Annotated in this window: 17 protein-coding genes; 14 read left to right on the forward strand and 3 right to left on the reverse strand. The window is 67.4% G+C overall.

Features of this window, described 5'->3' with window-relative positions:
* Nucleotides 1-83 precede the first annotated feature (83 nt).
* The 3 genes from U5805_RS21010 to U5805_RS21020 form a co-directional block, all read right to left on the reverse strand.
* Nucleotides 84-395, reverse strand: a complete 312-nt coding sequence (locus U5805_RS21010; protein WP_322105425.1) for a high-potential iron-sulfur protein — start codon at nt 393-395, stop codon at nt 84-86.
* 91 nt (nt 396-486) lie between these two features.
* Entirely contained in the window at nt 487-843 is a 357-nt protein-coding gene (locus U5805_RS21015) for a hypothetical protein (RefSeq protein WP_322105426.1), read from the reverse strand.
* Complete coding sequence (locus U5805_RS21020; RefSeq protein WP_322105427.1) at nt 806-1,930, reverse strand: NAD(P)/FAD-dependent oxidoreductase; 1,125 nt, start codon at nt 1,928-1,930, stop codon at nt 806-808. The genes U5805_RS21015 and U5805_RS21020 overlap by 38 nt, the downstream gene beginning before the upstream one ends.
* Before the next feature lie 464 nt (nt 1,931-2,394).
* On the opposite strand from U5805_RS21020, the gene U5805_RS21025 reads away from it, so the two are divergent.
* The 14 genes from U5805_RS21025 to U5805_RS21090 all read left to right on the forward strand — a co-directional run bounded on the left by U5805_RS21025 (nt 2,395) and on the right by U5805_RS21090 (nt 18,928).
* A complete protein-coding gene (locus U5805_RS21025) occupies nt 2,395-3,003 on the forward strand; it encodes a hypothetical protein (RefSeq protein WP_415914641.1) in 609 nt (202 codons plus the stop codon).
* Between the two features lie 53 nt (nt 3,004-3,056).
* A complete protein-coding gene (locus tag U5805_RS21030) occupies nt 3,057-3,854 on the forward strand; it encodes an endonuclease/exonuclease/phosphatase family protein (protein ID WP_322105428.1) in 798 nt (265 codons plus the stop codon).
* Between the two features lie 544 nt (nt 3,855-4,398).
* Nucleotides 4,399-5,040: a LysE family translocator gene (locus U5805_RS21035; protein WP_322105429.1), complete on the forward strand. Its 642-nt coding sequence runs from the start codon at nt 4,399-4,401 to the stop codon at nt 5,038-5,040.
* 1,018 nt (nt 5,041-6,058) lie between these two features.
* Nucleotides 6,059-6,829 (forward strand): ferredoxin--NADP reductase, encoded by a 771-nt coding sequence (locus U5805_RS21040; RefSeq protein ID WP_322105430.1) that lies wholly within the window; start codon nt 6,059-6,061, stop codon nt 6,827-6,829.
* 571 nt (nt 6,830-7,400) lie between these two features.
* On the forward strand, nt 7,401-8,255 hold the full coding sequence (locus U5805_RS21045; RefSeq protein ID WP_415914642.1) for a sensor histidine kinase: 855 nt from the start codon (nt 7,401-7,403) through the stop codon (nt 8,253-8,255).
* Nucleotides 8,252-8,908, forward strand: a complete 657-nt coding sequence (gene rqpR, locus U5805_RS21050) for a response regulator transcription factor RqpR (RefSeq protein WP_322105432.1) — start codon at nt 8,252-8,254, stop codon at nt 8,906-8,908. The genes U5805_RS21045 and rqpR overlap by 4 nt, the downstream gene beginning before the upstream one ends.
* A gap of 403 nt (nt 8,909-9,311) precedes the next feature.
* Nucleotides 9,312-10,718, forward strand: a complete 1,407-nt coding sequence (locus U5805_RS21055; RefSeq protein WP_322105433.1) for an amino acid permease — start codon at nt 9,312-9,314, stop codon at nt 10,716-10,718.
* 623 nt (nt 10,719-11,341) lie between these two features.
* On the forward strand, nt 11,342-11,857 hold the full coding sequence (locus U5805_RS21060; protein WP_322105434.1) for a (2Fe-2S)-binding protein: 516 nt from the start codon (nt 11,342-11,344) through the stop codon (nt 11,855-11,857).
* 14 nt (nt 11,858-11,871) lie between these two features.
* Nucleotides 11,872-14,262 (forward strand): xanthine dehydrogenase family protein molybdopterin-binding subunit, encoded by a 2,391-nt coding sequence (locus U5805_RS21065; protein WP_322105435.1) that lies wholly within the window; start codon nt 11,872-11,874, stop codon nt 14,260-14,262.
* A gap of 14 nt (nt 14,263-14,276) precedes the next feature.
* Entirely contained in the window at nt 14,277-15,089 is an 813-nt protein-coding gene (locus tag U5805_RS21070; RefSeq protein WP_322105436.1) for a xanthine dehydrogenase family protein subunit M, read from the forward strand.
* 53 nt (nt 15,090-15,142) lie between these two features.
* On the forward strand, nt 15,143-16,033 hold the full coding sequence (locus U5805_RS21075; protein WP_322105437.1) for a MoxR family ATPase: 891 nt from the start codon (nt 15,143-15,145) through the stop codon (nt 16,031-16,033).
* Nucleotides 16,034-16,101: 68 nt separating this feature from the next.
* Complete coding sequence (locus tag U5805_RS21080) at nt 16,102-17,346, forward strand: VWA domain-containing protein (RefSeq protein ID WP_322105505.1); 1,245 nt, start codon at nt 16,102-16,104, stop codon at nt 17,344-17,346.
* Nucleotides 17,337-17,933, forward strand: coding sequence for a carbon monoxide dehydrogenase subunit G (locus U5805_RS21085; RefSeq protein WP_322105438.1), 597 nt, complete (start codon nt 17,337-17,339; stop codon nt 17,931-17,933). The genes U5805_RS21080 and U5805_RS21085 overlap by 10 nt, the downstream gene beginning before the upstream one ends.
* A complete protein-coding gene (locus U5805_RS21090; RefSeq protein ID WP_322105439.1) occupies nt 17,906-18,928 on the forward strand; it encodes an XdhC family protein in 1,023 nt (340 codons plus the stop codon). Before U5805_RS21085 ends, U5805_RS21090 begins: the two co-directional genes overlap by 28 nt.
* Nucleotides 18,929-18,940: the final 12 nt, after the last annotated feature.

An 18,940-nucleotide genomic window follows, 5' to 3' on the forward strand; every position in this document is an offset into this window, starting at 1 on the left:
GCGCGCTGACCGGCGCGCCTGTTTGTCTTTCCGGTTTGCGTTTGGACTGGCGGCGCGCATCGTCCGCGCGGCCGCCGTCGCGCTCAAGCCTTCTTGTTGTACGCGCTGCACCAGCCCTTGCCCGCGACCTGCTTGCCGCCGAACATCGGGCACGGCGCGAAGGCGTCGCTGGCCTTGCCCTGGTAGAACGTGCAGTTGCTGCAATCCTGACCGGCCGCGTACTTCGCGAACCGGGCCTTGTCCACCTTGCTCGCGTCGAGCTTGTAGCCCAGCGCCTGCGCGGTGGGATCGGTCTCGGCGGCCTTGGGCGCGTCGGCGAACGCCTGGCGCGAGAGCGCGAGCGTCGAGGCGACGCCGATGCTCGTGATCAGAAAGCTGCGGCGGGACGATTTCATAAAACTCACTCCAGTATTGAGGGGCGATTTTTCGCTGGGTTGTAATCGGTATCGAGTGCGCGCCGCTCTGGCGGCGGCGTCGCGAAGAAGCTTAACAACGAAGCGCGCCCGATTGCGTCTGCAATCCCGGAGATAAGTGAGCCGCATTGTCGCGGCGGCGCGGCACGATGCCGCCGTTATTGGCCGCATCGTCCGCATCGCCGCTCTTGTCGCTCTTGCCGCTCTTGCCGCTCTTGCCGCTCTTGCCGCTCTTGTCGCTCTTGTCGCTCTTGTCGCTCTTGTCGCCCTTGTCGCCCTTGTCGCCCTTGTCGCCCTTGTCGCCCTTGTCGCCCTTGTCGCCATCGCCGACATCGCCGATTACCGTTCGTACACCGACGAATGCCGAAATCGCCGCAAGGGCGCGGCGGTGATTACGCCTTGCCCGCCAGCTCGCAAACGCGTTGCGCAATCGCGAGCGCCGCCGTGAGGCCCGGCGACTCGATGCCGAAGAGATTCACGAGGCCGCGCACGCCGTGCGAGGCCGCGCCCTGGATCAGGAAGTCGGCGGCGCTTTCGCCGGGGCCGGAGAGTTTCGGCCGGATGCCCGCGTACGCCGGCTGAAGCGACGCGTCGGGCAGCGCGGGCCAATAGCTGCGGATCGCGGCGTAAAACGCGTCGGCGCGCCGCGGATCGACGTCGTAGTCGATCGTGTCGATCCATTCCACGTCGGGACCGAAGCGCGCCTGCCCCGCGAGATCGAGCGTGAGATGCACGCCGAGTCCCGCCTCGTTCGGCATCGGATAGATGAGACGCGAAAACGGCACGCGCCCCGCCACGCTGAAGTAATTGCCGCGCGCGAGATAAAGCGGCGGCACGTAGCGCGCGTCGAGCCCGCGTATGCGCCTCGCGAGCTTCGTCGCGTACAGCCCCGCGCTGTTGACGACGCACGACGCGCGTAGGGCCGTCGGCTCGGGGGAACCGGCGTCGCCCACGCGCACGACGAAACCGTTGCGCCCGTTGCCGAGCGCCTCGATGGACTCGACCGGCGACTTGAACGCGACCGCCGCGCCGTCGCGCTCGGCGTCGCCTTGCAGGGCGAGCATCAGTTGATGGCTGTCGACAATGCCGGTTTGCGGCGAGTACACGGCCGCCACGCATTCGAGCGCCGGTTCGAGCGCGAGCGCCTCGCTGCCGCTGATGCGCGTGAGGTCGAACACGCCGTTTTCCTTGCCGCGCGCGCGAATCGCATCGAGCTGCGGAATCTGGTTCGCGGCCGTCGCGACCAGCAGCTTGCCGCAGCGCGCGTGCGGAACATGGCGCGCGGCGCAGTATTCGTAGAGCATCTCGCGGCCGCGCACGCACAGCGCCGCCTTGAGCGAGCCGCGCGGGTAATAGAGCCCGGCGTGAATCACCTCGCTGTTGCGCGAACTCGTGCTCGTGCCGATGGCGTCGGCGGCTTCGAGCACGATCACCTCGCGCCCGCGCGCGGCGAGCGCCCGCGCCACGGCGAGCCCGACCACGCCCGCGCCGATCACCACGCATTCGATCTGATCCATGTTCCCGCTTCCCAGCGTGCATACCCGCGCGCATGCCATGACGTATGTCAAAAATTGTACGCCGCACAGTGCGTGAGCCTTGCGAGGCGTTAGCGACGAACGAGCGTCAGGAAACACAACTGACAGCGCGTGGAAACCGGCCAGGCACGCATTGCAAAGGCTGCCATCCGACGGCGCACATCCGTATTCCCTGTGAGCCAGGCGGAAGCCGGTGTAAACGCGCACTATCGGCATGACTTGGTCGATAAACTCTGCCTCGCGTTGCGGATGCGGCAACAATCTGGCGCTCCATTACGCCAATCGGCGCGACTTTATTTGCCGATGAAGCAACAATCTTGCCGTTGAAGCGCTCGCCTGACGTCCCCATCTGGAATGCACTGCTCTGGTCCGGCGTTTGCGAACCCGGTATAGGATCGATGGTCAGAACGTACCCGCCGCCCTCGCACGGAGTCGTCCCTATGACGTTGTGGAAACCCTGCCTCGCGCTCGCGCTGTTCACCATGACAGCCGCCGCGTTCGCTCAAACCGCCGCGCCGGCCGCCATACCGGCCGCCGCATCGGCTGCCGCGCCCGCTGCCGGACAAGCGCCGGTGCCAACGCCGGCGCCCACGGCCGCACAGGCTGCGGCGATGCCCGCCGCGCCCGTTCCCGTTCAGTGGAAACTCGACGTGATCGAGGACGGGCAGCAGGTCGATTCGTTCAGCGCGACGACGACCGTCGGCCAGGCGCGCACCGATACGCATCACAAGGTCGTCACGCACAACGTCGGCTGCAAGGACCAGCCGGCGGGCAGCATCGACCTTTCGCGCACGATCACCGTGTCGCCGTTGCGGGTGGATTCGAGCGGCGTGATTTTTGCCATCGACGCGCAGGAAACGCTCGAAAACGCCGCCGCGCCCGCGCCTGCCACGGCGCAAGGCTGCAAGCTGCCGCCGCAGCCGCGCCAGGTGGGCGCCAGCCATCCGGGCCTCGTCGTGCCGCCGGGGCAAACGGCAAGCTGGCAGATCGTCGACAAAGACCCGTCGCTCGTGTACCGCATCAGTGCGAGCGTCGCGCCGCAGCCGGCCCAGTGACGCACCGATCAACGTGCCCACGACCCGCGGCGCTCAACCCGACAGAACAACGCATGCGAAATCCCGAAGAACCGCTGATCGACCCGGAGCACGCCAAGGACTTCGTTGCGGTGAGCTGGAACCTGCACAAGGGCCGCTCGCCGCTCGGTTTCGAGGCGTGGGAAGCCATGCGGCGCTGGGTGCAGTCCACGCACGCCGACGCCTGGTTTCTCCAGGAAGCGATGGCGCGCCGCTTGCCGCAGCCGATGCTGGCGTCGAGTTTCGGCGCGCCGCTCGCCGATCCCTCCGAAGACGTCTGGCAGTGCCAGGCCACCGAAATCGCCCATGCGCTCGAATTGCAGATCGCGCTCGGGCCGAACGTGTTCAAGCCGTCGTGGCGGCACGGCAACGCGATTCTCTCGCCGCATCCGCTCGATCTGGGCGGACGCTGGGACATCTCCGCGCACCGCTTCGAGCGGCGCGGGCTGCTGGTCGCGCGCGCGAGCGTGGCGGGCCAGTCGGTCACGCTGCTTTGCGCTCACCTCGCGCTCACGCGCAGCGCTCGGCTGCGGCAAATGCACTGGATCGCGCACTGGATCGCCAAGGAAGCGCCGCAAGGCCCGCTCGTGCTGGCGGGCGACTTCAACGACTGGCGCAACGACTCCGTGCCGCTGTTCGGCGAACACGGCTTGCAGGAAGTGGCGACGCTGCTCGGCGAACCGGCGCGCACGTTCCCCGCATTTTCGCCGGCGCTCGCGCTCGACAAGATGTTCGTGCGCGGCCTGAAACCCGTCGAGCTGATCCAGCCCGCGCAGGAAACGGCTTGGCTTTCGGATCATCTGCCGTATATGGCGCGGCTGCGGCTGGACTGAGTTTTGTCGCGGAGCGGGGTTGGCGATTCGGCTGGTGTCGGTTGAATCCGGCGTGGCGCGAACGAAGCCGATACGCCGACGATGGCATCGGATCGAGGGCATCGGCGAAGCGCATGCGATGCGGCAAGCGCGAACCAGGCGCGCGGGGCGAGAGAAAAGCACGAGACAAGCGCGGCGTGCGCGAGACGGGCCGTGTGGCCCAAGCGCGACGTGGCTGGAAACAGGCGCGAACCAGGCGAGCGCCGGACGATAAAACCGTACTCGAAACAAGGCGCGACGCGAGCACTCGCGAAATTGGGCACCGATTAAAGTGCACCCAATACGCCACCCACTACGGCGCCCACCAAAGCGCAAAATCAGGCGCCAAATCAAGCGCGACACGCGCAGCGATAAACGCGACCCAGGCACGACACGAATACGCGAAAAAGCCCCGGCCGCGCGCGCAACTCGCGCTACCATGTTGCGCTTTCCTTCGTTCTCCTTTTGCGCGCTTTCGTCGGCTTTCATCGCCTGCATGCGGCGCGCCTTTCGCCAGGTGTCCCGGATGCACTATTTCGCCACGCTGTTGCAGATCGCCGTCGTTTATCTGTTCGCGCTCATCAGCCCCGGTCCCAACTTCTTCATGGTGACGCAGCTTTCGCTCGCCGGACGTCGCGGGCTGGGCGTGGCTTCGGCGGCGGGCGTGGGCGTGGGGTCGACGCTGTGGGCCGCGCTCGCCATGCTCGGCTTCGCGGCCGTGCTGCAACATATCGGCTGGCTCTACAACGGCGTGCGCGTGGCGGGCGCGCTCTATCTGGTGTGGTTCGGCCTCAAGCTGCTGCGCTCGGGAGTGCGCCGCGAGATCGCCGCCGCCGCGCAGGTTCCCGCCGCGCCGCCGCCCGCCGACCGCCGCGCGTGGCTGCGCACCTGGCGCGCGGGCCTCATCACCTGCCTCACGAATCCCAAGTCGTGCGTGTTCTGGACCAGCGTGTTCGCGGCCGTGTTTCCGGCGCATCCGCCGCTGTGGTTCTACGGCGTCGCGCTCGCGACGGTCGCCGCGATGTCGTTCGGCTGGCATTGCAGCCTCGCCTTCCTGTTCGCCGACGACCGCACGCAGCGCGGCTACAAGCGTATCCGCCGCCCGATCGACGCGTTCTGCGGCGCGGCGCTCATCGGTCTAGGCGTGAAGCTGGCCGCCGATCGTTGAGGGTCGAGGGTCGAGGGTCGAGGGTCGAGGGTCGAGGGTCGAGGGTCGAGGGGCGAGGGGCGAGGGGCGAGGGGCGAGGGGCGTCGGTTGAAGGTCGAGGGGCTGACGGTCGCGGGTTGCAGGTCGTTGGTTGCAGGTCGTTGGTTGCAGGTCGTTGGTTGATGGTCGTTGGTTGATGGTCGAGGGCTGACGGTCGAGGGGCTGACGGTCGCGGGCTGAAGATCGGTGGTCGGCGGTCGAGTGTTTGAATGTCGACGATTGAAGGTCGCCCGTCGAAGGTCGTCGGCTGAAGGTCGCGGGCTGACGGTCGCGGGTTGAAGATCGGTGGTCGGCGGTCGAGTGTTTGAATGTCGACGATTGAAAGTCGCCCGTCGAAGGTCGACGATTGAAGATTGAAAGTCGCCGATCGAAAATCGACCGGTTGCCCCTCTAGCATCGAAGTCCCGCCACCGGAATGCGCCAAGCGCCAGGCATTGCGAAGCAGTCCCGCACAACCCGCGCGTCCGATCACGGCGCAGTGCGCCGGCGCGCCGCATCGACGCGAACTTGCCGGCTTTCGCTTCGATCCCCCCGTCATCGCACATAAAACCCGCGCGGAATCAACCCGGGCAGCAGGGTCAATGCTGCGATCTGTCAGCGCTTCCGGTATCATTTAGCCGAAATTTCGTACGCGCGCATCGGTCATAGCGGTGCGCGCCGCCAGCGGCAGGGAACCCGTTCTCGCCCGCGCGCCGCCCAACAGTGCGCGCGCATGCCGCAACCCGACGCCAGCCGCCGCCAGCGTTGTCCGCACCTCATGCGTGCGGGAGCCGGCCGCCGCGCACGACGCGCGCCATCCTCCCCTTGAAGCGCATGGCGCCCACCCGGCGCGAGCGCGGTAAAATGGCGGATTGCGCTTCGTCGGAAGCCGCGCGCGTGCAAAAACCGGCGCGCAAAAACGTCAAGCTACGCTGTACGGGACAGCAGGCCGGCAGGATCGCCGCAGTCCGGCGGTCCTTGTTTCGCACCTTCAGGAACCATGAGCAAAAACACCGAAGAAACCGTCTTGAGCGTCCATCACTGGACCGACACGCTTTTCAGCTTCACCTGCACGCGCGATCCGGCCCTGCGTTTCGACAACGGCCAGTTCACGATGGTCGGCCTCGAAGTCGACGGCAAGCCGCTGATGCGCGCCTACTCGCTCGCGAGCGCGAACTACGAGGAACATCTCGAATTCCTGAGCATCAAGGTGCAGGACGGCCCGCTCACCTCGCGCCTCCAGCATCTGAAGGTCGGCGACAAGGTGCTGATCGGCAAGAAGCCCGTCGGCACGCTCGTGGCCGACAACCTGCTGCCCGGCAAGGTGCTGTGGCTCCTCTCGACCGGCACGGGCCTCGCGCCGTTCATGTCGATCATCAAGGACCCGGACATTTACGACCGCTACGAGAAGATCGTCCTCACGCACACCTGCCGTTTCGTCGACGAACTCGCGTACAAGGAGTTCATTACCGAAGAATTGCGCGAGCACGAATATCTGGGCGAGATCGTGCGCGAAAAGCTGGTTTACTACCCCACGGTCACGCGCGAAACCTTCGAGAACCGCGGCCGCATCACCGAACTGATCGACACGGGCAAGCTTTTCGAGGACCTCGACCTGCCCGCATTTTCGCCCGAGCGCGACCGCATCATGCTCTGCGGCAGCACGCACATGCTGCGCGACACGGTCGAACTGCTGGAAAAGGCCGGTCTGGAAGAAGGCAGCAACAACAAGCCGGGCCATTACGTCGTCGAAAAGGCGTTCGTCGGCTAAATCCCGCGTCGCCCGCCGCGGCATTCGCGCCGCCGCCATGAAAAACCGGAGCCCGGCGCTCCGGTTTTTTTTCGTCCGCTTTTTTTGTCCGCTTTCTTCTGCGGATTGCGCATTGCATCATGCTTCGGCGCGGTTACAGATGTCACAGAAAGCCGGTAGTTTGACTGTCGGTGTTTTTCCTACATGACAAACCCGCCGCGACTTCATGCTGCACCTGAAGTTCGGCTGCTAACCCTTGTTAGCACTGTAGTTTTTCTTTTTTTGAGATATTATCGCGACGCAGCAAACAATACGCCGTAACGAACTCCGGGCCGTAGCCAGGTTGTTACCGGATGTAAATTTCGTTACGCTGCGCCGTGCCATTTTGCCGCTGCGCCAAGGCGAATTCGCAGCGGCAAGACCAGAGGCCGGAACCGGTTCGCAAACGGGGAACATGATGGATGAGTCGAGATTCGGCGCGCTGAACGCGCGCACGCCGGAGGGCGACGCCGCACGCGCCGGCGATGGCCTCGCCTTCTTCGCTCACGCGGCCGCCACCGAGGCGGCGACCATCGCCACACTCGAACATCTCATGCACACGCAACGCCAGCTCGGCGCGACGCTGTCACGCAAGCTCCCCGCGAGGCGCGACGGCAAGGCAGCGCCCGCGCGCCGCCCGGCCGCCGGACGCCCCGCCGCCGCGCAGATTCACGCCGACGAAGCCGCGCGCCAGCGCCTCGCGCGCGAACTGCACGACAGCGTGGGCGCCGAACTCGCGGCCACGCGCTTCGCGCTGGCCAACGTCCACACCTGGCTGCCCGCCGACGCGCCTTCGCAGTGCGCCGAGGCGCTGGCGCTGGTCGCGCGCTCGCTCGATGCGGCCACGGGCGCGATTCGCGGCGTGCTCGACGGCCTTCATGCGCCGCAGCTCGACGCCGGCCTCCCGATCGCGCTGCGCGACTGGGTGCGCGACTTCGCGGCGCGCAGCGGCTTGCCCGCGCACCTCGCGCGCGCGAGCGACGACGCCCGTCTCGCGTGCCTGCCCGCCGAAGCCGCGCTCGCCGTGTTCCGCGTGGCGCAGGAAGCGCTCGTCAACGTCGCGCGCCACGCGCGCGCCTCGCGCGCCGAAGTGCGGCTCGACAGCACGGCGCGCCATCTCACGCTAACCATTGCCGACGACGGCATCGGCTTGAGCGCCGCTTCCGGCCGCGCGGCCGGGCATTACGGGCTCAAGGGCATGCGCGAGCGCTGCGCCGCCTTCGGCGGCTCGCTGCGCGTCACGGCCACGCATCCGGCAAGCTCCACGGCAACGCCTTCGCCCCTTTCCGAGGCCGCCGAAAACGCGTCGCTACGCGGCACGACGCTGCGCGCCCGTTTCGCGTGGGACGCGCTGCTCGGCACGGCGGCCGCCGCGCCCACCATCCCGCCACGAGGCGCTCAGTCATGACCCACCGCATCCTGCTCGTCGACGACCACGCGGTCGTGCGCCAGGGCGTCCGCCAGCTTCTGCTCGACCGCGGCATCGCGAACGAAGTGATCGAGGCGCAAACCGGCGCGGAAGCGCTCGCCGCCATCGCCCGGCATGTGTTCGACGTGGCGCTGCTCGACATTTCGCTGCCCGACATGAACGGCGTCGAAGTGCTCAAGCGTGCGAGGAAAAAAGCGCCGCGCGTGCCCGTGCTGATGTTCTCGATGTATCGCGAAGACCAGTACGCGGTGCGCGCGCTCAAGGCCGGCGCGGCGGGCTATCTCTCGAAAACGGTCGACGCCGCGCAGATGATCGGCGCGATCCAGCAGGTCGCAGCGGGCCGCAAGTACGTGAGCCCGGCAATGGCCGAGGCGCTCGCCGACTACGTGCTGGTCGACGGCGAGCAGTTGCCGCACGAAAAGCTCTCCGACCGCGAATACCAGACACTCTGCATGCTGGCCTCGGGCAAGCGCCTGACCGACATCGCGCACGCGCTCTCGCTTTCGGTGAAAACCGTGAGCGTCTACCGCACGCGCCTGCTCGAAAAAATGAAGCTCAGCAACAACGCCGAACTGACCTTCTACGTGATGAGCAACCGGCTCGTCGATCTCTCGCCCGCCCTCGCCGCTTGAATCGGGCTTGAATCGGGCTTGAATCCGCTCGAATCCGCTTGAATCCGGCCTGAGCACGCGGCTCGAATCGCGCTGATCCCGGCGGTGCGATTGCGGCTGGCGGCTCGCGGATGGCGGCACATCAAGCTTGCGCCATCGAGGCGGCCTTCTCGCCATAACGCCGCGATCCCGAAATGAATTTCGCCGATTGCGCGGCTTCGGGCAAGGACCGCGCGCGCACCCCGCGTTTTCCGGCCGAATCCGCCGCGACACATTGCCCGCTCCGACCCGGCTAGCCCGGTCTCGGGTGCGACATCCGCTAAAATTTCAGGTTTCCCCAAGACATCCGGCACGCGATGCCTTCGGCCGGCGGCACGACAGCGCGCCGGCCGCGCTCGCGCGTTTTACGTGGAGTTCCCGCCAAATGTCCCTCTTTCGCAAGAAAAACATCGAGCACATGTTGCAAGCCAGCGCCCAGGGCGCCGGGCTCAAGAAAGCGCTCGGCGCGCTCGATCTGACCTTCCTCGGCATCGGCGCGATCATCGGCACCGGCATTTTCGTGCTGACCGGCACGGGCGCCGTGCAAGCCGGGCCGGCGCTGATGGTCGCCTTCCTCATCGCCGCCGTGGCCTGCTGCTTCGCCGCGCTCGCCTACGCCGAATTCGCCTCGACGATTCCCGTCGCCGGCTCGATCTACACCTACTCGTACGCCACGCTCGGCGAGCTGGCCGCGTGGATCATCGGCTGGGATTTGATGCTCGAATACGGGCTCGCGACCTCGGCGGTTTCGGTCGGCTGGTCGGGTTATCTACAATCGCTGCTCGCCGGTTTCGGCGTGACGCTGCCCGCCGCGCTCACGGCCGCGCCCGGCGCGCTGCCCGGCGTGCATACGCTGTTCAACCTGCCCGCATTCCTCGTGATGATGGCGATCACGGCGCTGCTTTCCATCGGCGTGCGCGAATCCACGCGCATCAACAACGTGATGGTCGCGATCAAGGTGACGGTGGTGGTGCTCGTGATCGTCGTGGGCGTGTTTCATGTGACGCCCGCGAACTGGCACCCGTTCATGCCGAACGGCTGGAGCGGGGTGTTCGGCGCGGCGGCCGTGATGTTCTTCGCGTTCATCGGCTTCGATTCGGTGTCGTCGGCGGCGGAGGAAGTGAAGAACCCGAAGCGCGACCTGCCGATCGGCATCATCGCCTCGCTCGCGGTGTGCGCCGTGCTTTACGTGGCCGTGGCCGCGGTCGTGACGGGCATCGTGCCTTCCGCGCAGTTCGCCAACATCGGCCACCCGGTTTCGTACGCGCTTCAGGTGGCGGGCCAGAAGTGGGTGGCGGGCTTCATTGATCTGGGCGCCGTGCTCGGCATGCTCACCGTGATTCTCGTGATGAGCTACGGCCAGACCCGCATCATCTTCGCGATGTCGCGCGACGGCCTGTTGCCCGCCCGGCTTTCGAAAGTTCACCCGCGCTATTCCACGCCGTTCTTCACCACCTGGCTCGTCGGCATTTTCTTCGGGCTGATCGGCGCGCTGGTGCCGCTCAACGTGCTCGCGGAACTCATCAACATCGGCACGCTCGCGGCGTTTTCGATGGTGTCGATCGCCGTGCTGATCCTGCGCCGCACGCATCCCGATCTGCCGCGCGCGTTCCGCTGCCCCGGCGTGCCCGTGGTGCCGGTGCTCGCGGTCGCCTCGTGCCTCTTTCTGATGGTGAATCTCGCGGCGCTCACATGGCTCGCGTTCGTGGTATGGCTCTTGATCGGCATGGCGATTTACTTCGGCTATTCGCGCCGCCATTCGCGTCTCGCGCATACGCCGCACGAGCATTGAGCCGATAAAAAACGCTGCACCGCAGCGAAAACGTCCGCCTCCCGGCCCGCTCCGATTCGATCGGCGCGGGCCGTTTTCTTTCGCACGGTCAACGGTTCGCGAACGGCTCGCGAGCGGTTATCGGCGAAGTTGTCGGGCGGCGTAACAAGCGGCGTAAAAACGGAGCAACAAGCGGCGTAAAAAGCGGCGTAACAAGCGACGTAATAAGCGGAGTAAAAAGCGACGTAAAAAGCGGCGTAAAAGCGACGTAACAAGCCGGATATCCGGCACGGTGAAAGCGGGCAATACGCGGGAGGCGAGCCGGTAAACCCGCGCAGCGCAAATGAAAAAATTGTGCTTTACTGGCGAGGCGTCACCCCACGGTTTCACCGCAAGGCACCAGCCGGACCCCAGATTCCGCTCTATCCGCTTCGCCCGAATCGTTTCGCATGCAAGCAAAACGAGGTGCGTTGCGCGCGGCAGGCTCACGCGCAATGCGTAGCACGGGCGAGTCTTTTGGCGGGCGGCGGCGCAGCAGCAGGTGGTTGGAAAGGTTCTGACTGGTCTCTCACCTTCATGTTCGTGCGATCGGAGCGAGTGCGTTAGCCGACACGCCAACTCTGGTCGACACAGGAGACAACTCGATGCCGATCACCCTCCACCTCACGGTCAACGGCGCACCCGTGACCGCCGAAATCGAACCTCACACGCTCCTCGTCCAGTTCCTGCGCGAACAGTTGCGCCTGAGCGGCACGCACGTCGGCTGCGACACCGCTCAGTGCGGCGCATGCACCGTGCATTTGAACGGCCGCGCGATCAAGTCGTGCAACCAGCTCGCGGTGCAATGCGACGGCATGGAAGTCACGACCATCGAAGGACTCGCGAACGGCGGCGCGCTGCATCCGATGCAGGCCGCGTTTCGCGAATGCCACGGCCTGCAATGCGGCTTCTGCACGCCCGGCATGGTGATGTGCGCCACGGCGCTCGCCGCCGCCAGGCCGGACCTCAGCGAAGCCGACGTGCGTCACGGCCTCGACGGCAACCTGTGCCGCTGCACGGGTTATCACAACATCGTTCGCGCCGTGATGACGGGGGCGCAGCACATGCGCGCCGACGCCGGCGCCGCGACCCCGGCCGCGCCGGCCGCCACCGCCGCGTAACCGGGAGAGCCGCCATGAACGCCCCCGAAACCGCCCGCATGATCGGCGCGTCCGTGAAGCGCAAGGAAGACTTCCGCTTTCTCACCGGCGCCGGCCAGTACACCGACGACGTCACGCTGCCCGCGCAAACGTGGGCCGTGTTCGTGCGCTCGCCGCATGCGCACGCGCGCATCAAGAACATCGACACGGCCGCCGCCAAAGCCGCGCCCGGCGTGGTGGCCGTGTTCACCGGCGCCGACCTCGCCGCCGAAAACGTGGGCGGCCTCCCGTGCGGCTGGCTGATCCACAGCATCAACGGCACGCCGATGCACGAGCCGCCGCATCCCGTCATCGCGCACGAAAAAGCGCTGCACGTGGGCGACCAGGTCGCGCTCGTGATCGCCGAGTCGATGAAAGCGGCAAAAGACGCCGCCGAATTGATCGACGTCGATTACGAAGTGCTGGCCGCCGCCGTGGACACCGCCACGGCGGCGGCCCCGAACCAGCCGCGCGTCCACGACAGCGTGCCCGACAACACCTGCTACACCTGGGGTCACGGCGACAAGGCCGCCACCGACGCCGCGTTCGCGAAAGCCGCGCACGTCACCACGCTCGATATCGTCAACAACCGGCTCGTGCCCAATGCCATCGAGCCGCGCGCCGTGAACGCGAGCTACTCGCCGCACGACGACAGCTACACCGTGTACGTGGCGAACCAGAACCCGCACGTCGAGCGCCTGCTGATGGCCGCGTTCGTGCTCGGGCTGCCGGAAACGAAGCTGCGCGTCGTCGCGCCGGACGTGGGCGGCGGCTTCGGCTCGAAGATTTTTCTCTATGCCGAAGACGTCGCGCTCACGTGGGCATCGAAGAAAATCCGCCGCCCGGTGAAATGGACCGCCGAACGTTCGGAATCCTTCATATCGGACGCGCACGGCCGCGATCACGTCACGAGGGCCGAACTCGCGCTCGACGAAAACGGCAAGTTCCTCGCCATGCGCGTACACACCACGGCGAACATGGGCGCGTATCTTTCGACGTTCGCCTCCAGCGTGCCGACGATCCTCTACGCCACGCTGCTCGCGGGCCAGTACACCACGCCCGCCATCTACGCCGAAGTGAAGGCCGTGTTCACGAACACCGTTCCCGTCGATGCGTATCGCGGCGCGGGCCGTCCCGAAGCGACCTACGTGGTCGAGCGTCTCGTGGAAACCGCCGCGCGCGAGCTGAACGTCGACCCCGCCGAACTGCGCCGCCGCAACTTCATCACCGCGTTCCCGTACGCCACGCCCGTTGGCCTCACCTACGACACCGGCGACTACGAAGCGTGCCTCTCGCGCGCGCTCGAACTCGCCGACGTCAAGGGTTTCGCCGCGCGCCGCGACGCCTCGAAGGCGCGCGGACGGCTGCGCGGCCTCGGCTACTCGTGCTACATCGAGGCGTGCGGCCTCGCGCCGTCGAACATCGCGGGCGCGCTCGGCGCGCGCGCGGGCCTGTTCGAAGCGGGCGAGATTCGCGTGAACCCGACCGGCTCCGTCACCGTGTTCACCGGCTCGCACAGCCACGGCCAAGGCCACGAAACCACCTTCGCGCAGGTGGTCGCCGATCGCTTAGGCGTCCCGATCGAACAGATCGAGATCGTTCACGGCGACACGGGCCGCATTCCGTTCGGCATGGGCACCTACGGCTCGCGCTCGATCGCCGTGGGCGGCTCCGCGATCATGAAGGCGCTCGACAAGATCGAGGCGAAAGCGAAGAAGATCGCCGCGCACATGCTCGAAGCGGGCGTGGAGGACATCGAGTTCGCCAACGGCGTGTTCCGCGTCGCGGGCACCGACCGCACCAAAAGCTTCGCCGAAATCTCGCTCGCGGCCTACGTGCCGCACAACTATCCGCTCGAAACGCTCGAACCGGGCCTCGACGAAAGCGCGTTCTACGATCCCACCAACTTCACCTATCCGTCGGGCGCGTATCTCTGTGAAGTCGAAATCGACCCCGACACCGGCGAAACGCGCATCGAGCGCTTCACCGCCGTGGACGACTTCGGCAACGTCATCAATCCGATGATCGTCGAAGGCCAGGTTCACGGCGGCCTGGGCCAGGGCATCGGCCAGGCGATGCTGGAGCGCTGCGTGTACGACAACGAAAGCGGCCAGTTGCTCTCCGGCTCGTACATGGACTACGCGATGCCGCACGCGTCCGACATGCCGTCCTTCACGGTGGAAACCGCTAGGGGCACGCCATGCACGCACAATCCGCTCGGCGTGAAGGGTTGCGGCGAAGCGGGCGCGATCGGCTCGCCGCCCGCCGTCATCAACGCCATTCTGGATGCGCTGGCGCCGCTCGGCGTGAAGGACATGCAGATGCCGGCCACGCCGCACCGCGTGTGGGAAGCCATGCGCGCGGCGCAAGCCGCCCGTCAACCTTGAGCGGAGGCGCAACCATGTACGCATTCGACTACCAGCGCGCGAACGACGCGCAAGGCGCCGTGAAAACGCTCGCCGCCGACACCGAAGCGAAATACCTCGCGGGCGGCCAAAGCCTGCTCGCGGCCATGAAGCTGCGGCTCGCGCAGCCGTCCACGCTCGTGGACGTCACGCGCATTCCCGAGCTGAAAGCCGTCGCGGTGAACGGCAACATCGTGAAAGTGGGCGCGGCCGTGAGCCATGCGGATGTCGCCGAAAACGCGCAGATCCGCAACGCGCTGCCCGCGCTCGCGCAACTCGCGGGCATGATCGGCGACCCGCAGGTGCGCGCGCTCGGCACGCTCGGCGGCTCGATCGCCAACGACGACCCCGCCGCCGATTATCCCGCCGCCGTGCTCGCGCTCAGGGCCACGGTGGTGACGGACCGGCGGCGCATCGCGGCCGACGACTTCTTCGTGGGCATGTACGAGACGGCGCTCGAACCCGACGAGCTGATCGTCGCCGTGGAATTCGAAGTGCCCCGGCGCGCGGCCTACGAGAAGTTTCGCAACCCCGCTTCGCATTTCGCGTTGACGGGCGTGTTCGTCGCGCAGTACGCCGACGATGCGGCGGGCAGTCCGGTGCGCGTGGCGGTGACGGGCGCGGCGTCCTCGGTGTTTCGCGCGAGCGCGCTCGAAGCCGCGCTGAACACGCACTTCGCGCCCGAGGCCGCGCGCGCCGTGAGCATCGCGCCCGACAACCTCAACACCGACCTGCACGCGAGCGCGGCGTATCGCGCGCACCTGATTCCGGTGCTCGCGGCGCGCGCGGTGGCGAAGGCCGTCGCCTGACGTTCTCGCAAGGCGAGCGCGCCCGCGCGCGCTTGCCGTCATGGATTCGCGTCATGCCCGATTCGATCGACGACACCCTCGCGCAACTCGAAGCGCGCGGCTACTTCGCGAGCCGCGCGCTCGCCACGGCGCTGTTTCTCGCGCTGAAAATGGAGCGCCCGCTCTTTCTGGAAGGCGAGCCCGGCGTCGGCAAAACGGAGCTGGCGAAAGCCGCCGCGCAGATGGTCGGCACCGAGCTGCTGCGGCTGCAATGCTACGAAGGACTCGACACCGCGAGCGCGCTCTACGAATGGGACTACCCGCGTCAGATCATGGCGCTGCGGCTGGCCGAGGCGGCCGGCGAGAAACCGCGCAACGACACGCTCTATCGCGACGAATTCCTTTTGAAGCGCCCGCTGCTGCAAGCACTGCAAGCCGATCCGGCGCGCGCGGGCACGCGCCGCGTGCTGCTGATCGACGAAATCGACCGCGCCGACGAGCCGTTCGAAGCGTTCCTCCTCGAACTTCTTTCGGACTTCCAGGTATCCATTCCCGAGTACGGCACGGTGCGCGCGAGCGTGCCGCCGCTCGTCGTCATCACTTCGAACCGCACGCGCGAAGTCCACGATGCGTTGAAGCGCCGCTGCCTGTATCAATGGCTCGGCTATCCCGACCGCGAGCGCGAACTCGCCATCGTGGCCGCGCGCGCGCCGCAGACGAGCGCCGAATTGCAGCGCCGCGCCGTGGCGTTCGTGCATCGGCTGCGCACCCTGGATCTGTTCAAGGCGCCCGGCATTGCGGAGACGATCGACTGGTGCCGCGCGCTCGCCGCGCTGAGCGTGACGGAACTCGATCCGCAATCCGTGCAGGACACGCTCGGCGTGCTGCTCAAGTATCAGGACGATCTCGCGCAACTCGACGGCGAGCGGATCGCGCAAACGCTCGCGCTCGCGGAATCGACATGATCGAAACGACATCGACATCGGCATCGACATCGGCGGCAGCGGCAGCGGCGGCGACGAGCGAAGCGCCGATGTTCGCGCGCAACGTCGTGCATTTCGTGCGCGTGCTGCGCGGCGCGGGTTTGCCGATGTCGCCCGCGCGCGCCGTGGATGCGCTGGAAGCGCTGCGCCATATCGACATCGCGCGCCGCGACGACGTGCAGGCCGCGCTGGCCGCGATGCTCACGAGCGCGCCCGACGAACGCGAGATTTTCGACGCCGCGTTCGACCTCTTCTGGCGCGACCCCGACTTCGAAGGCAAGCTGCGCGCGCTGCTCTTGCCGAAGGTGCAAGGCGGCGTGCCGCCGCCGCGCCGCAACAACCGGCTCGCCGACGCGCTCGCCGCGCGCGCGGGCGAACGCGCGCAGGCGAAGCCGCCGCCCGAGCGCGATCAACACGATCCGCGCGATCAGCACGAGTTGCGCGCGCACGCGACCTTCAGCGCGGAAGAACGCCTGCGCCAGCGCGATTTCGACACCTTGAGCGCCGGCGAATGGCGCGCGCTGCGGCACCTGATCCGCGCGCGGCGCTGGTCCCCGTTGCCGCTCGCGACCGAGCGCACGCGGCGGCTGAAGGCCGCGTCGCGCGGCACGCATGCCGATTTGCGCGCGAGCGCGCGCGAGGCCGTGCGCGCGGGCGGCGACTGGACGCAGTGGAAGTTTCGCGCGCCCGTGGAGCGCAAGCTGCCGCTCGTGCTGCTGCTCGACATTTCCGGGTCGATGAGCAGTTATTCGCGTGCCGTGCTGTACTTTTGCCATGCGCTGCTGCAATCGCGCGAGCGGCTTCAGGTGTTCCTGTTCGGCACGCGCCTCACGCACGCCATGCGCGCGCTGCGCGAGCGCGATCCCGACGTCGCGCTCGCGCAGCTTGCCGCCCAGGTCGCCGACTGGTCCGGCGGCACGCGTATCGGCGCGACGCTCGCGGAATTCAACCGGCGCTGGGCGCGGCGCATGCTCGGCGCCCGCGCCACGGTGCTGATCGTCACGGACGGCCTCGACCACGACGCGAGCGGCGCGCTCGGCGAGGAAATGGCGCGCCTGCATCGCTTCGCGCATCGCGTGGTGTGGCTCAATCCGCTCCTGCGTTACCGCGAGTTCGCGCCGAAGGCACGCGGCGTGCAGGCAATGCTGCCGCACGTCGACGCGCATTTTCCCGTTCACAACCTCGAAAGCCTCGAAGCGTTCGCGCGCGGCCTGAGCGGCGCGCCGCACGCGGCCGCGGCGCCGGCGGCACGCGCGTTGCACAGCCACTCACAAGGAGAAGCACGATGGAGCTGACCGAAAGCCACACGTTGCCGGTTTCGCAGCAGCGCGCGTGGGAAGCGCTCAACGACACGGCCATGCTGAAAGCGTGCATACCGGGCTGCGAAAGCATCGAAGCCGACGGCGATAACGCCTACGCGGTCGCGCTGACGGCGGCGGTCGGCCCGGTGAAGGCGCGCTTCAAGGGCCGCATGGAACTCGCCGACATCGACGCGCCGCGCAGCTATCGAATCGTGTTCGAAGGCCAGGGCGGCGCCGCCGGGTTCGGCAAGGGCGACGCGCAGGTCACGCTAGAATCGGCCGGCGACGACGCCGCCACGCTCACCTACACGGCGCGCGCGCAGGTGGGAGGCAAGCTCGCGCAGATCGGCTCGCGGCTCGTGGACGGCGCCGCGCGCAAGATCGCCGCGGAATTCTTCAAGCGCTTCGGCGAGCAACTGGGCGGCGGCGCGCCCGCCGAAGCGGAAACCGGCGCCGATCGCGAGGCTTCGGCGGCTTCGGCTGCTTCGGAACAAGCGGCGCGAGGCCCGGACGAAACCGGCGGCGCCGACGCAACGCAACAAAGGAAACGATCATGGACAGCGTGGATCTCGAAGTCCTGAAGTCCAGCGTGCGCTGGCTCGACGCGGGCCATCGCGCGCTGCTCGTCACGGTGGTGAAAACCTGGGGCTCGTCGCCGCGCCCCGAAGGCGCGATGCTCGTGGTGCGCGACGACGGCCTCGTGGTCGGCTCGGTCTCCGGCGGCTGCATCGAAGACGACCTGATCGAGCGCGTGCGCCGCGAAGGCGTCTTGCAGCAAACGCCCGAAGCCGTGAAATACGGCATCACGGCCGAAGAGGCGCACCGCTTCGGCCTGCCGTGCGGCGGCACCATCCAGCTCGTGCTGGAGCCGCTCGGCACGGCGTCGCGCATGCGCGCGCTGCTCGACACCGTGGAGCGCGGCGAACTGGTCGCGCGCACGCTCGACATGGCGAGCGGCATCGCCACGCTCGGCCCCGCGAGCGCCACCGACGGCGTGCATTTCGACGGCGAGCGTCTGCTCACGATCCACGGCCCGCGTTATCGCATGCTCGTGATCGGCGCGGGACAGTTGTCGCGCTACCTCTGCCAGATCGCGGCCGGGCTCGATTATCAGGTGACGGTGTGCGACCCCCGCGAGGAGTACACCGAAACCTGGGACGTGCCCGGCACGACGCTCGTCCACACGATGCCCGACGACACCGTGCTCGACATGAAACTCGACGAACGCTGCGCCGTGATCGCGCTCACGCACGACCCGAAGCTCGACGACCTCGCGCTGATGGAGGCGCTCAAGACGCCCGCGTTCTACGTGGGCGCGCTCGGCTCGCGGCGCAACAACGCGGCGCGGCGCGAGCGTCTGAAGGAATTCGATCTTTCGGAATCCGAACTGGCTCGCCTGCACGGGCCGGTGGGCATCTACATCGGCAGCCGCACGCCGCCCGAGATTGCCGTGTCGATCCTCGCGGAAGTCACCGCGGCGAAAAACGGCGTCTCGCTGCCGACGATCCTGCAAGTGGAAGGCGCGAAGGCCGCGCGCGAGGTGGCGGCGGGCGCGGGATCGACCTGCGGCGTCTGAACCCGCGAAGCA

The organism is Paraburkholderia sp. J41 (assembly GCF_905220235.1).
Lineage (GTDB): Bacteria > Pseudomonadota > Gammaproteobacteria > Burkholderiales > Burkholderiaceae > Paraburkholderia.

What these genes read in the sequence shown, in the direction of transcription:
- U5805_RS21085 (WP_322105438.1), top strand. Translation starts at nt 17,337, where the DNA reads ATGGAGCTGACCGAAAGCCACACGTTGCCGGTTTCGCAGCAGCGCGCG.
- U5805_RS21080 (WP_322105505.1), top strand. Translation starts at nt 16,102, where the DNA reads ATGTTCGCGCGCAACGTCGTGCATTTCGTGCGCGTGCTGCGCGGCGCG.
- U5805_RS21040 (WP_322105430.1), top strand. Translation starts at nt 6,059, where the DNA reads ATGAGCAAAAACACCGAAGAAACCGTCTTGAGCGTCCATCACTGGACC.
- rqpR (WP_322105432.1), top strand. Translation starts at nt 8,252, where the DNA reads ATGACCCACCGCATCCTGCTCGTCGACGACCACGCGGTCGTGCGCCAG.
- U5805_RS21090 (WP_322105439.1), top strand. Translation starts at nt 17,906, where the DNA reads ATGGACAGCGTGGATCTCGAAGTCCTGAAGTCCAGCGTGCGCTGGCTC.
- U5805_RS21020 (WP_322105427.1), bottom strand. Translation starts at nt 1,930, where the DNA reads ATGGATCAGATCGAATGCGTGGTGATCGGCGCGGGCGTGGTCGGGCTC.
- U5805_RS21070 (WP_322105436.1), top strand. Translation starts at nt 14,277, where the DNA reads ATGTACGCATTCGACTACCAGCGCGCGAACGACGCGCAAGGCGCCGTG.
- U5805_RS21075 (WP_322105437.1), top strand. Translation starts at nt 15,143, where the DNA reads ATGCCCGATTCGATCGACGACACCCTCGCGCAACTCGAAGCGCGCGGC.
- U5805_RS21060 (WP_322105434.1), top strand. Translation starts at nt 11,342, where the DNA reads ATGCCGATCACCCTCCACCTCACGGTCAACGGCGCACCCGTGACCGCC.
- U5805_RS21010 (WP_322105425.1), bottom strand. Translation starts at nt 395, where the DNA reads ATGAAATCGTCCCGCCGCAGCTTTCTGATCACGAGCATCGGCGTCGCC.
- U5805_RS21045 (WP_415914642.1), top strand. Translation starts at nt 7,401, where the DNA reads ATGCACACGCAACGCCAGCTCGGCGCGACGCTGTCACGCAAGCTCCCC.
- U5805_RS21035 (WP_322105429.1), top strand. Translation starts at nt 4,399, where the DNA reads ATGCACTATTTCGCCACGCTGTTGCAGATCGCCGTCGTTTATCTGTTC.
- U5805_RS21055 (WP_322105433.1), top strand. Translation starts at nt 9,312, where the DNA reads ATGTCCCTCTTTCGCAAGAAAAACATCGAGCACATGTTGCAAGCCAGC.
- U5805_RS21030 (WP_322105428.1), top strand. Translation starts at nt 3,057, where the DNA reads ATGCGAAATCCCGAAGAACCGCTGATCGACCCGGAGCACGCCAAGGAC.
- U5805_RS21065 (WP_322105435.1), top strand. Translation starts at nt 11,872, where the DNA reads ATGAACGCCCCCGAAACCGCCCGCATGATCGGCGCGTCCGTGAAGCGC.